Source organism: Sphingomonas sp. BL-S-28 (genome assembly GCF_055521515.1).
The window spans coordinates 2,165,958-2,178,687 of the sequence record NZ_CM145484.1; the positions used below are offsets into that span (position 1 = coordinate 2,165,958).

At 63.9% G+C, this 12,730-nt stretch carries 12 protein-coding genes; 5 read left to right on the top strand and 7 right to left on the bottom strand.

The window, feature by feature from the left end; all coding sequences use genetic code 11:
* Positions 1 to 156 precede the first annotated feature (156 nt).
* Together ACZ1JC_RS18990 and ACZ1JC_RS18995 are read left to right on the top strand one after the other, a co-directional pair.
* Positions 157 to 921: a PadR family transcriptional regulator gene (locus tag ACZ1JC_RS18990; protein WP_465135400.1), complete on the top strand. Its 765-nt coding sequence runs from the start codon at positions 157 to 159 to the stop codon at positions 919 to 921.
* A complete protein-coding gene (locus ACZ1JC_RS18995; protein ID WP_465135399.1) occupies positions 918 to 1,223 on the top strand; it encodes a DUF2218 domain-containing protein in 306 nt (101 codons plus the stop codon). Before ACZ1JC_RS18990 ends, ACZ1JC_RS18995 begins: the two co-directional genes overlap by 4 nt.
* Before the next feature lie 82 nt (positions 1,224 to 1,305).
* Here ACZ1JC_RS18995 and ACZ1JC_RS19000 read toward each other — a convergent pair whose 3' ends face one another.
* Entirely contained in the window at positions 1,306 to 2,184 is an 879-nt protein-coding gene (locus tag ACZ1JC_RS19000) for a mechanosensitive ion channel family protein (protein WP_465135398.1), read from the bottom strand.
* Between the two features lie 112 nt (positions 2,185 to 2,296).
* Here ACZ1JC_RS19000 and ACZ1JC_RS19005 point away from each other — a divergent pair, with 112 nt between their 5' ends.
* Positions 2,297 to 3,910: a lysine--tRNA ligase gene (locus ACZ1JC_RS19005; RefSeq protein ID WP_465135397.1), complete on the top strand. Its 1,614-nt coding sequence runs from the start codon at positions 2,297 to 2,299 to the stop codon at positions 3,908 to 3,910.
* An 18-nt stretch (positions 3,911 to 3,928) separates the two neighbouring features.
* Positions 3,929 to 4,459: a DUF1003 domain-containing protein gene (locus ACZ1JC_RS19010; protein WP_465135396.1), complete on the top strand. Its 531-nt coding sequence runs from the start codon at positions 3,929 to 3,931 to the stop codon at positions 4,457 to 4,459.
* Positions 4,460 to 4,466: 7 nt separating this feature from the next.
* Here the strand turns inward: ACZ1JC_RS19010 and ACZ1JC_RS19015 are convergent, their stop codons facing one another.
* The 3 genes from ACZ1JC_RS19015 to ettA form a co-directional block, all read right to left on the bottom strand.
* Positions 4,467 to 5,132, bottom strand: coding sequence for a prolyl hydroxylase family protein (locus ACZ1JC_RS19015; protein WP_465135395.1), 666 nt, complete (start codon positions 5,130 to 5,132; stop codon positions 4,467 to 4,469).
* Positions 5,133 to 5,230: 98 nt separating this feature from the next.
* Positions 5,231 to 6,238, bottom strand: coding sequence for an RcnB family protein (locus ACZ1JC_RS19020; protein ID WP_465135394.1), 1,008 nt, complete (start codon positions 6,236 to 6,238; stop codon positions 5,231 to 5,233).
* Positions 6,239 to 6,439: 201 nt separating this feature from the next.
* Positions 6,440 to 8,113: an energy-dependent translational throttle protein EttA gene (gene ettA / locus ACZ1JC_RS19025; RefSeq protein ID WP_465135393.1), complete on the bottom strand. Its 1,674-nt coding sequence runs from the start codon at positions 8,111 to 8,113 to the stop codon at positions 6,440 to 6,442.
* A gap of 253 nt (positions 8,114 to 8,366) precedes the next feature.
* Here ettA and ACZ1JC_RS19030 point away from each other — a divergent pair, with 253 nt between their 5' ends.
* Positions 8,367 to 9,737, top strand: coding sequence for a M20/M25/M40 family metallo-hydrolase (locus ACZ1JC_RS19030; RefSeq protein WP_465135392.1), 1,371 nt, complete (start codon positions 8,367 to 8,369; stop codon positions 9,735 to 9,737).
* 52 nt (positions 9,738 to 9,789) lie between these two features.
* On the opposite strand, the gene ACZ1JC_RS19035 is transcribed toward ACZ1JC_RS19030, so the two are convergent.
* From ACZ1JC_RS19035 to ACZ1JC_RS19045, 3 genes are all read right to left on the bottom strand, one after another.
* Positions 9,790 to 10,692 (bottom strand): HpcH/HpaI aldolase/citrate lyase family protein, encoded by a 903-nt coding sequence (locus ACZ1JC_RS19035; protein WP_465135391.1) that lies wholly within the window; start codon positions 10,690 to 10,692, stop codon positions 9,790 to 9,792.
* Positions 10,693 to 11,056: 364 nt separating this feature from the next.
* The gene (locus ACZ1JC_RS19040; RefSeq protein WP_465135390.1) at positions 11,057 to 11,962 is read right to left on the bottom strand and encodes an SDR family NAD(P)-dependent oxidoreductase; all 906 of its coding nucleotides are present in this window, start codon (positions 11,960 to 11,962) and stop codon (positions 11,057 to 11,059) included.
* 32 nt (positions 11,963 to 11,994) lie between these two features.
* Positions 11,995 to 12,663: a TetR/AcrR family transcriptional regulator gene (locus ACZ1JC_RS19045; RefSeq protein ID WP_465135389.1), complete on the bottom strand. Its 669-nt coding sequence runs from the start codon at positions 12,661 to 12,663 to the stop codon at positions 11,995 to 11,997.
* Positions 12,664 to 12,730 lie beyond the last annotated feature (67 nt).

Here is a 12,730-nt window from a genome sequence, read left to right on the forward strand (position 1 = left end):
AGGCGCGGTGGGCAGCGAGGGGAACCGTGCGGCGGCAGGTTTCGTCAGAATCCAGTCGCTTCATCGAAAAATGCATCAAGATATATTTTTATCTCTTGTGAAGTTCGTTTTAAGATATATCTTGTAGCCATCATGAAGACACACAGAGAGATGAAAATGATGAACTTCCACCATAAGCGCCGTCATGGCCGCGACCATGGCCACGGGTGCGACCGCGGCGGAAACCGCGAAGGTTTTGAGGGCGAAGGCTTCGGCCGTGATCGTTTCGGTCCGCGCGGCATGCGCGGTCGCGGCGGCTTCGGTATGGAGCGCGGTCCGTTCGGCCGTGATGGCGACGATTTCGGCGAGGGTTTCCCCGGAGGCCGTGGGCGTGGTCGCGGCGGCCGGGGTGAGGGCTTCGGCGGCGGTTTCGGTGGCTTCGGCCCCGGTGGCGGCCGCATGGGCGGCGGACGTCGCAAGCGTCTGTTCGATCAGGCCGAGCTGCAGATCCTGCTGCTGGCGCTGATCGTCGAGGCTCCGCGCCACGGCTATGAACTGATCCGCGAGATCGAGACGCTTTCGGGCGGCGACTATGCGCCCAGCCCGGGTGTGGTCTACCCCGCGCTCACTTATATGGAAGAAGCGGGCCTGATCGCGGCACAGGCCGAGGGCGGCGCGCGCAAGTCCTATCAGGCGACCGAGGAAGGCCGCACGCAGGCGGCAACCGATGCCGAGAAGGCCGTGGAACTGAAGGCCCGCCTTTCGTTGCTGGCCGAGGCGCGTGACAAGGTCGATCCCGCTCCCGTCCGCCGCGCGATCCATGCGCTGAGAACCGCGATGCATGATCGCCTTTCCAAGGATGGCAGCAATCGCGAGGTGATCCTGCAGATCGCCGATGCGCTGGACGAAGCCACCCGCAAGATCGAAAGGATCGAAGGTTGAGCCACACGATCGCGGCTGATGTCGCAACGCCGAACGGCGCAAAGTATGTGCTACAGCTTTGCAAGCATTGGAGCCACAAGCTGGAAACCGTCGTGGAAGGGAGCACCGGCACGGTGACTTTCCCCAAGGCGGTGGCGACGATGGCACCCGATGACGAGGGCATTGCCATCGCCATCACCGGCGAGGATCGCGCCGAGGTCGAGCAGCTGACCGACGTGGTCGCCCGCCATATTGACCGCTTCGCCTTTCGTGAGGCGCCGCTGGCCTATGACTGGCAGTGGCAGGAAACGGCGGCACAGTGATCCGCTGATCCCGGTAAAGCATCGGCCCGCTCTCCATCCGGAGGGCGGGCCGATCTTGTTTTCCGTTCCGGGAACGCGCGGATTACGCGGCGCGCTTGCTTTGCAAAGGCGCGCGATCGATCGGCAGTGCTTCCTTGAAGGTGTTGGTGACGTAGGGGTAGGGAATCTCGATCCCTTCACCGTCAAGCGCCGCCTTGATCGCCTTGATCGCATCGCTTTTGGTAAGGCGCATGTCGCGCGGGCTGGAATCGGCCCACCACTGGATCAGGAAATCGATCGAACTGGAATTGAAGGACTGTGCCACCACCAGCACCGTCTTGCTGGAATCCACGCCCTCCACGCTCCTTACGGCGTCGCGAAGCAGGGTTTCCGCGCGGTCCAGATCGGCGTCGTAGGAAATGCCGACGACGAGTTCGTCGCGCCGTATCGGTTCGTCATTCAGGATGCGAACCGGATTCTTGAACAGCATGGAGTTGGGCACGACGGTCAGTTCGCCGGTGAACTGGCGGATATGCGTTTCGCGCAGGGTGATGCGCTCCACTTTGCCCTGGATCTTGTTGCAATCGATCGAATCGCCGATGTTCATCTTGTCGCGCAGCATGATCAGCACGCCGGCCAGGAAGTTCTCGAAAATGTCCTGGAACGCGAAGCCGATGGCCAGGGCGCCGACGCCGAGGCCGGCAAAGGCGCCGGCGGGGGTGAAGCTGGGCACCGCCACCGTCAGTGCGATCAGCGATCCGAAGATCCAGACCAACAGCCGGACCAGCGTATCGAACAATTGCTTCAGATCGTTGCGGATGCTGGTGCGCCCGGTCAGTTTATCGGCGATGCGCACGGCAAAGCGGGCGACGGCCCAGGTGGCGACCAGCACCATCAGCGCGATCACGAGGCTGGGCAGGGCCTGCACAAAGCCATCGGCCATGCTTTCAAGCTGCCTTTGCAGGGTATCGACGTACTTCACGGCGTAATATGTCCTTTTTCGACCCAGGGATTCAGAACGGGTTCCCGTTCCAGTGGTTCCCCGCATAGCTTCGCGCTTGCGAAATGCGGCAATTTCGCGTCATAGCGCGCGCATGACTGAACAAGCCCTGATCGAAGCCGCACGCGTGTCCAAGGCCTGGCCCTTCCAGGAGGCCCAGAAGCTGCTCAAGCGTTTCCCGAATGGAAAAGCTGGCCCGGACGGAAAACCCGAGCCGGTGTTGTTCGAGACGGGTTACGGTCCCTCGGGCCTGCCGCATATCGGAACGTTCCAGGAAGTGCTGCGCACCACGCTGGTCCGCCGCGCCTACGAAGCGCTGACCGGCGGCGCGCCGACGCGCCTTGTCGCCTTTTCGGACGACATGGACGGCCTGCGCAAGGTGCCGGACAACATTCCCAATGCTGATGTGCTGGCTGCCAATCTCGGCAAGCCGCTCAGCCGCATTCCCGATCCTTTCGGCACGCACGAAAGCTTCGCGCATCACAACAACGCGATGCTGCGCGACTTCCTCGACCGTTTCGGCTTCGACTACGAATTCGTCTCGGCCAGCGACCGTTACAACTCGGGCGCTTTCGATGCCGCGCTGACCCGCGTGCTGGAATGTAACCAGGGCATTCTGGACATCATGCTGCCGACGCTGCGCGAGGAGCGCCGCAAAACCTATTCGCCGATCCTGCCGGTCTCGCCCACCAGCGGCGTGGTGTTGCAGGTTCCGGTCGAAGTGATCGACCCGGCCACCGGCATGGTCCGCTTCACCGATGAGGACGGCTCGGTCGTCGAACAGTCTGTGTTCGGCGGCAAGGCCAAGCTGCAGTGGAAGGTCGACTGGGCGATGCGCTGGTATGCGCTGGGCGTCGACTACGAAATGTGCGGCAAGGACCTTACCGATTCCGTCACCCAGTCGGGCAAGATCGTGCAGGTGCTGGGCGGCCGGAAGCCGGAAGGCCTGATCTATGAGCTGTTCCTTGATGAGAACGGCGAGAAGATCTCGAAGTCCAAGGGCAACGGCCTCACCATCGAGCAGTGGCTGACTTACGGCACCGAGGAATCGCTGGGCTTCTACCTGTTCCGCGAGCCGAAGAGCGCCAAGCAGCTTCACGTCGGCGTGATCCCCAAGGCGGTTGACGAGTACTGGCAGTTCCGCGGCAATCTGGCCGACCAGGCTCTGGACAAGCAGCTTGGCAACCCCGTCTGGCACCTGCTGCGCACCAGCGGTGAAGGTGAGGGCGCCGGTGATACCGTGCCGGTTACGTTCTCGCTGCTGCTCAACCTCGTAGGCGTGCTGGGCGCGGATGCGACGGCGGAGCAGGTCTGGTCCTACCTCGGCAATTATATCGAGGATGCCCGCCCCGAAGCGCACCCGGAACTGGGCGAGATGGTTCGCGCCGCGCTCGCCACCAACCGCGACTTCATCGCGCCGACCCTGAAGCGCCGCGCGCCGACTGCCAATGAGGCCGAAGCGCTCAAGGTGCTGGATGCGCAGCTGGAAAAGGCCGGAGCCGGCGCTTCTGCCGAAGAACTGCAGAATGCCGTCTACGAAATCGGCAAGAATGAGGCCTATGGCTTCGAGACGCTGCGCGACTGGTTCAAGGCGCTCTATGAAACCCTGCTGGGTTCGCCGCAGGGCCCGCGCATGGGCAGCTTCATCGCCCTTTACGGCGTGCCCGAAACGCGCAAACTGATTGCCGAGGCCCTTTCGGCCGCTTGAGGTCGGAGTCTAGCCTGAATGCGTAAAAATCCGCGAACGCCCGAGGAACTTGCCGAAGAACTCCTCGGGCGCAAGCTGGACGAACTCGATCCCGAGGATCGCCGCGTGCTCGACCGCTTGGCGGCGGGTACGCTGGTCGGCCCGGATGCCGATGAACTGGCGGCGATGCACGCTTCCCATGCCGACCGCATTGCCGACAAGGTGGCGGCGGTGGGCGGCAGCTGGGGCTTCATCATCGCGTTCGCGGTGGTGTTGTTCACGTGGATGCTGCTGAATTCCAGCGTGCTTCAGATGCTGGGTATCAAGCCCTTCGATGCCTATCCCTACATCTTCCTGAACCTGATGCTCTCTATGCTGGCGGCGATCCAGGCGCCGGTGATCATGATGAGCCAGAACCGCCAGTCGGACAAAGACCGCATCACCGCCCGCCACGATTACGAAGTGAACTTGCGCACGCAGCTGGAAATCATCCGGCTGCACCGGCGCTTCGATCACTTGTTCGAGTATCTGGAGACGCGGCAGGCGGTTGAAGACGGCGAGGAGTGCTGAGCGGCGCTCACTGCCAGTTGCGCGCGCGGTACCATTTGGTGAGTACGTACTTTACGCCGCGCTCCACCGGGCGCGCGGCGTGCAAGGTCCATGGATTGGGCGATCCATCCGGGCAGGCGTTGTTCCAGAGCAGCAGGGTGCCGGGCCGGGGGCGGACCCGCAGGCCCAGCTTGGTGAAGTCGGTATAGCCGCCTTCCTCCACGGCATTGAGGTAGATCATCGCCGTCCAGCTGCGCTGGCCGCCATTACCGTCCTCATAGGGCCAGTATGCGGCGCCGGTGTCGAACCAGTCGCAATGCTCGTGATAGTATTCGCCGGTGAGGTAGCGCTGGCCTTGCGCGCATTCGCTGCGGGCAGCATCCAGCCCGGTAAGGCGGCTGAGCTGCCCTTCCAGCGCGCGCACCGTGGCATCGGCAGGGTCTATGTCCCCTGAATAGCTGGTGCGATAGCCGGCCCAGTCATCTTCCTCCACCAGACGGGACGGGCAGGCGACATCGTCGATCAGCCCGGTCAGGCAGCGGCAGGTTTCGGCGGCTACGAAGTTGTCTACGGTATAGATTTCGGCGCCGTCCACCGGCGCGCGGTGGACCGATTGCAGGCGCGATAGGCGGCTGCGAACGTCGGCGCCGATCCGCGCAAGCGCCTCACTGTCCGGATGTCGTTCTCCCCGCATTGACGGGTAGACTAACCTAGCGGCGGGCAAGATCAATCCGCAGAGAGGATGCTGCGAAAATGCCTCCCGAAACCGCAGTTTCGGGAGGCATCAAGGCGTTACCAGAAGAAGTCGTAGATCACATCGACCACTTCGCCGGTGTAGACATCCACCAGCAGCACGTCGTCGTAATAGCGGACCCAGCGATAGGGGCCGTAGACCGGCGGCAGGCGGTACATGCCCGGATCGTCCAGCCAGTAGGAACTGCCGTAGAACAGCGATCCCAGCGTGAAGCCGATGCTCACGCGGCTATAGGCGTAGCCGCGATAGGGCGAATAGTACGGCCGGCCGCGATAGACGTCTCGATGGCTGTTGCGATAGTCGCGCCAGTCATAGCGGCGATCCTGACGCCAGTTGTTGTTCCAGCGGCGGTCGTCGTTGCTCCAGCGCGAGCCATTGCCCTTCCACGAAGGATTGTTGCCCTGCCAGGACGGGCGGTTGCGATCCGGCGCGATATTGCCGGGGCGACCGGGGCCGCCCGGAGACGGGCGATCGGGGTTGTACCCGCCCTGCGGCGGGCGCCCGGGATTGTTCCCGCCTTGCGGCGGACGTCCGGGGTTATACCCCCCGGGACGATTGCCGTTCTGCGCCCAGTCGGGGCGACGATCGGGGCCGGAACCAGGGCCACGGTCGTTCGGGCCGCGGTTGTCCTGCTGCGGCGGACGTCCGGCCCAACTGGGGTTCTGAGGCGGACGCTGGTTGTCGTTGCCGCGATTGCCGTTCCAGTCGGGACGGTTCTGGGGGCGTGCCTGCTGAGGAGCCTGCGCCTGCGGCCGGGAGCCCGACCATGCATGCTCAGGCCGCGGCTGCGCTTGCGGCTGGCCCTGCGGCGCAGCTTGCGGACGGGCCTGCTGCTGCATCTGCGGGCGGAACTGCGCCTGCGGGGCGGGGCGCGGCTGGGGCGCGCTGCGGCCTTCGCGGCCGTTGACTTCCGGGCGCGTGTTGGAGCGCGGGCGATCGTCGGCCATGGCCGGGCTTGCCAGCGCCGTCAGCACCACCGCCATGGCACCTGCCGCACCGGCGCTCTTGAGGAACTTGGTCTTCAGTGTCGTACCCTTCGTAAACATTTCCGGTCTCCAAAACCGGACTTGCCGCACCCCTTCGCGGCTTATCCTAAGGCTTTGGATATACGAAGCGTGCTGTCGAATCCGTGAACCGGGCTGTTGCCATTCGTTCATAATATGAGTTTTCAAAATGAACAAAACCGCCGCCCGGAAAGCCGGACGGCGGTCTTTTTTGTCAGCTTTTTGTAAGCTAAATCGCTAAGTTCAGCGCGTCAGCTTCTTATAGGCAAGACGGGTCGGACGGTCGGCCGCATCGCCAAGGCGGCGGCGCTTGTCTTCTTCGTAAGCCTCGAAGTTGCCTTCGAACCATTCGACGTGGCTGTTGCCCTCGAACGCCAGGATGTGAGTCGCGAGGCGATCGAGGAAGAAGCGGTCGTGGCTGATGACCACGGCGCAGCCCGCGAAGTTCTCGATGGCTTCTTCCAGCGCGCCCAGCGTTTCGACGTCAAGGTCGTTGGTCGGTTCGTCGAGCAGGAGGACGTTGCCACCCTCCTTCAGCATCTTGGCCATGTGCACGCGGTTGCGCTCACCGCCCGAAAGCTTGCCGACGTTCTTCTGCTGGTCCGCACCCTTGAAGTTGAACGCGCCGACATAGGCGCGGGTCGACATGTCGTGGCCGTTGACCTTCATGTAATCGAGCCCGTCGGAGATTTCCTCCCAGACGTTCTTCTTGGGGTCCAGGTGATCGCGGCTCTGGTCCACGAAGCCCAGGTGCACGGTCGAACCGATGTCGATCGTACCCTCGTCCGGGGTTTCCTTGCCGGTGAGCATCTTGAACAGCGTGGACTTGCCGGCGCCGTTCGGGCCGATCACGCCGACGATGCCGCCCGGCGGCAGGATGAACGACAGGTCTTCGAACAGCAGCTTGTCGCCGAACGCCTTCGAGATGCCCTTCACCTCGATGACCTTGCCGCCCAGACGCTCAGGCACCTGGATGACGATCTGCGCCTTGCCGGGCTTGCGGCCGGCCTGTGCTTCCTGAAGCTGTTCGAACTTGCGGATACGCGCCTTCGACTTGGTCTGGCGGGCGGCGGGGGTCTGCCGCATCCACTCCAGCTCGTCCTTGAGCGCCTTCTGGCGGCCGGATTCCTCGCGGTCCTCCTGCTCCATGCGCTTGGCCTTCTTCTCGAGGTAGGTCGAGTAGTTGCCTTCGTAGGGGAAGTACTTTCCGCGGTCGAGTTCGAGGATCCAGTCCACCACGTGGTCAAGGAAGTAACGGTCGTGGGTGATCATCAGCACCGCGCCCGCGTATTCCTTCAGGTGGTTTTCCAGCCATTCGACGGATTCGGCGTCAAGGTGGTTGGTCGGTTCGTCGAGCAGCAGGATCGACGGCTTCTGGATCAGCAGGCGGGTCAGTGCCACGCGGCGCTTTTCACCGCCCGAAAGCTTGTCCACGGGCCAGTCGCCCGGCGGGCAGCGCAGCGCTTCCATCGCGATTTCAAGCTGGTTGTCGAGCGTCCAGCCATCGACCGCGTCGATCTTGTCCTGCAGTTCGCTCATCTCGGCGCCGAGAGCTTCGAAATCGGCGTCTTCCTCGCCCATTTCCATGCCGATCTGGTTGAAGCGATCGACCATGTCGGCGGTCGCGCGGGCGCCGTCCTTGACGTTTTCGAGCACGGTCTTGGTCGGATCGAGTTCCGGTTCCTGCTCCAGATAGCCGACGGAGATGTTCTCACCCGCCCAGGCTTCGCCGGTGAAATCGGTGTCGATACCGGCCATGATCTTGATCAGGGTCGACTTACCGGCGCCGTTCGGGCCGACGATGCCGATCTTGGCACCCTGATAGAACTGCAGGTTGATGTCGTTCAGCACCGGCTTCTGGGCGCCGGGGAAGGTCTTGGTCATGCTCTTCATGACGAAGGCGTATTGCGCGGCCATCGGATTCCTCTGGATGGAAAGTCTGTAAGATCGAAATGTCGGGTGTCTTGGGCGCCGCTCTACAGGCGCGCGCCCGCGTTGCCAAGGGCAGGGGCGGGGAACCGGCGCGTGCGGCGTCCCGCCTGACACGAAACCTTGAAATCGGGCGCCGACCGGCATTTTTCAAGAGCGTGTTCGAACGGTTCGGGAAAGCTTTCCCAATTTTCACGACGGCCCCGTTGGCAGAACGAAAAAGCCGGGCTAGCCAGTTGAGATGCAACGCACATTCACCCGCGCGGCGCTTCTCGCCGCTTCCGCCGCCGCGCTTGTCGCTGCTCCCGCATTCGCCACGCCGACGGAAGGTTCGGGCGTTGCCTGGGATATCGTCGAGGGTCTGACGACCGAGATCGGCCCGCGCATCGCCGGGTCGGATGCGGAAGGCCGTGCGCGGGCATGGGCCGATGCCAAGCTGAAGGCGCTGGGCTTCCAGAATGTGAAGGTGGAGCCGTTCACCACGCTCGCCTGGACGCGCGGTGAGGAGAAGGCGGTGCTGACCGCGCCGTATCATCAACCGCTGGCGATTGCAGCGCTGGGCATGTCGGTGCCGACGCCGGCGGGCGGTCTCAAGGCGGAACTGGTCTATTTCCCGACGCTGGCCGCCTTGCAGGCCGCGCCCGATGGCTCGCTGAAGGGGAAGATCGCCTTCGTAGACCACGCCATGCGTGCCGCGCAGGATGGTTCCGGCTACGGCCCCTATGGCGATGTGCGCCGCAAGGGACCGGCGCTGGCTTCGCAGAAGGGCGCCTCCGCCATCGTCATCCGCTCGGCGGGTACGGACAGCCACCGCAATCCGCACACCGGCGTGACCGTGTTCCCGAAGGGCGTGACCGCGATCCCGGCTGGCGCCGTCTCCAACCCCGACGCCGATCTGATCGCCCGCGTCGCCAAGCGCGGGCAGCCGATGAAGATGGATCTGACGCTGGCCGGCAAGCCGTTCCCCAACGCGCCTTCGGGCAATGTCATCGCCGAACTGCCGGGCCGCGATCCCTCGCTGCCGAAGATCGTGCTGGCCTGCCACCTCGATTCCTGGGACCTTGGCACTGGCGCCATCGACGATGCCTCGGGCTGCGCGATCGTGACTGCCGCCGCGCTTGCCGCGCAGAAGGACGGGCAGACGCTGCGCACGATCCGCGTGCTCTGGGCCGGTAATGAGGAAATGGGCCTGAGCAACGGCGGCAACGCGGCCTATGTGCGAATGCACGGGTCCGAGCCGCATGCGCTGGCGATGGAAAGCGACTTCGGCGCGGACAAGGTGTGGCAGGTGAAGTTCTCCGCCGCACAGCAGAACCAGGCCATGGTGGACAAGGTGAAGGCGGCGCTCTGGCCGATGGGCATCACCCCGCATGCGGGTGCTGCCGATGGCGGTGAGGACGTGTCCGGAATCATTCAGGCGCAGAATCTGGCGGTGATCGATCTGGGGCAGGACGGCACCCACTATTTCGACCTGCACCACACGCCCGACGATACGCTGGACAAGGTGGACCCGGCGGCGCTGCAGCAGAACGTCGATGCCTGGACGGCGGTGCTCAAGGTCGTCGCCAACGAAGCGGGCGAGATTGCCAAGGTTCCGGCCCACGGCGAATGACGCGCGCCATTTGAACGAAGGGAAAGGGCGGGCATTCCCGCCCTTTTTCGTGTCAGCCTGTCGTCGCGATCTGTTTCGCCACGGCAACAAGACGGCGGGCCTGATCGAGATGGAGCAGCTCGGTCATCTTGCCATCGACGCGGATCGCGCCCTTACCCTGATTTTCGGGCAGGGCGAAAGCCTCGATCACGCTGTGGGCCCATGCCAGATCCGCCTCGCCGGGTGAGAACACCGCATTGCAAGGCTCGACTTGCGCGGGGTGGATCAGGCTCTTGCCGTCGAAGCCGAACATCAGGCCCTGACGCGCTTCCGCCTCGAACGCATCGAGATCGCGGAACTCGTTGCAGACGCCGTCGAGGATGGAGATGCCGTGCGCGCGGGCGGCAGCCACGGCCATCGAGAAAAACGGCAGGAACGGCGTGCGGCACGGCGTAAGCTGCGCGCGCATTTCCTTGGCGAGATCGTTGGTTCCCATGATCCAGAGCGAAAGCCGCGTCGTCTGCGCCATGGCGGCAATGGCGGGCAGGTTGCCCACGCTCGCACAGGTTTCGATCATGGCCCAAAGCCGCATGTGCAGCGGTGCGCCAGCCAGCGCTTCCTCATAGCGGGCGATGTCTGCGGCATCGTTGACCTTGGGCACCAGCACGGCATCGGCCGGCGAACCGGCAATCGCGGCAAGATCTGCCGCGCCCCATTCGGTGTCCAGCCCGTTGGCGCGGATCACCACTTCGCGGTGGCCGAAGCCGCCTTCCGAAACCGCCTTCACCGCCGCATCGCGTGCCGCATCCTTGCTTTCCGGCGAGACGGCATCCTCAAGGTCCAGGATCACGACGTCGCAGGGCAGGGTGCGCGCCTTTGCGATGGCCCGCTCATTCGACGCCGGCAGATAGAGCGCGCTGCGCCGGGGGCGATCATTGGGCCGATCATTCGGGCGATCATTGTGGGTAGCGGTCATCCTGTCGGGCTCCTCGGCAGCGGACGGGTTCCTTGGCGTGAGGGGGCTGCTCCGGTCAAGCGGGAGCATTGCCCGGGGGCGATGCCGTGGCGGAGTAATCACGGTTGCTTACCGGTGGTCCACCATATGAGGGTTATTACATTGGCCTAAAGTCCAGATGTAATCGATTGCCTGGGGGCGTATACTTGCCCTTGTCACCAGCGATCGCCTGCTGCCTTGGCGATCGGGACAAGGCGCGGAATTCCCCTTTCCGCGTATAAAATGACGACAAACGACCGGGTCGCAACTCGCCGCCCCGTAAACGCGCCCATCATAAACCCTCGAGCGGCGCGGTTACGGGGCGGCAATTCTCCGAAAAGGGCAGTCAGTTCGTGGTGGCGAGGATGCGGTCGAGCATCCTTTCGCTTTCACTCCACAGCTTGGCGGCGGCGGCATCGTCCAGGGCCTGCGGCGCGGGCATCTCTTCCGCCAGTTCATGAAAATAGCGCCCGCCCATGCCGCCCAGTTCCACCGCTGTCGCCAGCCATACGATGGTGCGCGCGGGCTGTTCGGACGGCACGCTTTCGTTCGCGGCCATCCACGCCTGCATGTTCTTGTCCGCATGGCTGGCGAAATTGGACGCGACGCGGCCCGGATGCATCGCCAGCGAGATCACGCCCCGGTTCCTCACGCGCCGATCCAGTTCGCGTGCGAACAGCAGGTTGGCCAGCTTGGCCTGACAATAGGCAGCGTTGGCATCGAACGCGGTGTCCATGTTGAGATCGTACCACCGCATGCCCTGACAGGCTGCGTGCCCGGCCGAGGATACGGCGATGACGCGCACCAGCCCCGGCGGGCATTCCCCCGCCGCGCGCTCCAGCAGTGGCATCAGTTCGCGCGTCAGCAGGAACGGGGCGAGGTGATTGGCAGCGAATGTCGCCTCCAGCCCTTCCGAGGTGCGATACTGACCATCACGCACGCCACCGGCATTGTTGACGAGCACGTCGACCCGGTCGGTCAGGTCCGCGATCTCACGCGCGATGCGAAATACATCACCCATCTCATTGAAATTCCCGCGAAGAAAGTCCACGCGGCCCCCATTTCTGGCAACAGCGGCGATCTGCCCGGCCGCATCCTCGCAGCGCGCCTCGTCGCGGCCGGTGCCGATCACATGCCAGCCCATGCCGATGAAAGCCTTCGCGCTTGCCAGACCGATGCCGGAACTGGTCCCGGTCAGGACGACGCATCGCTGGCGTTGTGGCGCTTGTATCGGTTCCGCGTTTCCGGACATTCCCGTTTCTCTCCCATTTTGTTCGTTTACCGTCAGCGCGGCTCCGCCCCTTTGAGGAACAGCCGAACCGCGAAATCTACGCGGGTGCGCACGTCCGCCTCGCTCAGCGCATTGCCGGAAACGAGGAAACGCACCGGGCCGCTGACCACCATGCTCATGAAGACATTGGCCGCCAGCATCGGATCGTCCACGGCAAGCCGTCCGGCCTTGGTTTCATCGGCCAGGATGGCGGCCAGGAACTCGACCGTTGGCAGCGCGGCGATCTCGTAATACGTCTGGAAGATGTCCGGGAAGCGATAGGCCTCGGTATTGATAAGGCGCTGCATCTTCACGCCTTCCTCGGTGCCGGCCAGTTCGATGCGCAGCATGGCGATATTGATCAGAGTGGCTTGCAGGTCTTTCACCCTCGTCCCCTCTATCCGCGCGGGGCTGGCCGCGCGGCGTTCGGTCCCCCGGCGAAGCGCCGCGCGGAACAGCGCGGCTTTCTCCGGATAGCGCGCATAGACGGTGCGCTTGGTCATCGAGACTTCGGCGGCGATCCCCTCGATCGTGGTGGGTTCGTAGCCCTTGTCCAGAAAGTTCTCGAACGCGCAGTCCAGCAATTGCTCATGACGAGCGCGCGCTTGTTCACGCGTGGGGCGCCCGGCGCGCACGCTGGTTGGAGGGGCGGGGTTGTCGATAACGTCGGCAGGCTCGCTCATCGAACCATAGGAACCGATCTCGCTTGCCCTGCCAAGAGAATCGTGAATAATGATACGCACAAGTTGC

Excerpts from the sequence above, each read along its gene's own strand:
- ACZ1JC_RS18990 (WP_465135400.1), top strand. The coding sequence starts at position 157 with ATGATGAACTTCCACCATAAGCGCCGTCATGGCCGCGACCATGGCCAC.
- ACZ1JC_RS19005 (WP_465135397.1), top strand. The coding sequence starts at position 2,297 with ATGACTGAACAAGCCCTGATCGAAGCCGCACGCGTGTCCAAGGCCTGG.
- ACZ1JC_RS19010 (WP_465135396.1), top strand. The coding sequence starts at position 3,929 with ATGCGTAAAAATCCGCGAACGCCCGAGGAACTTGCCGAAGAACTCCTC.
- ACZ1JC_RS19015 (WP_465135395.1), bottom strand. The coding sequence starts at position 5,132 with ATGCGGGGAGAACGACATCCGGACAGTGAGGCGCTTGCGCGGATCGGC.
- ACZ1JC_RS19020 (WP_465135394.1), bottom strand. The coding sequence starts at position 6,238 with ATGTTTACGAAGGGTACGACACTGAAGACCAAGTTCCTCAAGAGCGCC.
- ettA (WP_465135393.1), bottom strand. The coding sequence starts at position 8,113 with ATGGCCGCGCAATACGCCTTCGTCATGAAGAGCATGACCAAGACCTTC.
- ACZ1JC_RS19030 (WP_465135392.1), top strand. The coding sequence starts at position 8,367 with ATGCAACGCACATTCACCCGCGCGGCGCTTCTCGCCGCTTCCGCCGCC.
- ACZ1JC_RS19035 (WP_465135391.1), bottom strand. The coding sequence starts at position 10,692 with ATGACCGCTACCCACAATGATCGCCCGAATGATCGGCCCAATGATCGC.
- ACZ1JC_RS19040 (WP_465135390.1), bottom strand. The coding sequence starts at position 11,962 with ATGTCCGGAAACGCGGAACCGATACAAGCGCCACAACGCCAGCGATGC.
- ACZ1JC_RS19045 (WP_465135389.1), bottom strand. The coding sequence starts at position 12,663 with ATGAGCGAGCCTGCCGACGTTATCGACAACCCCGCCCCTCCAACCAGC.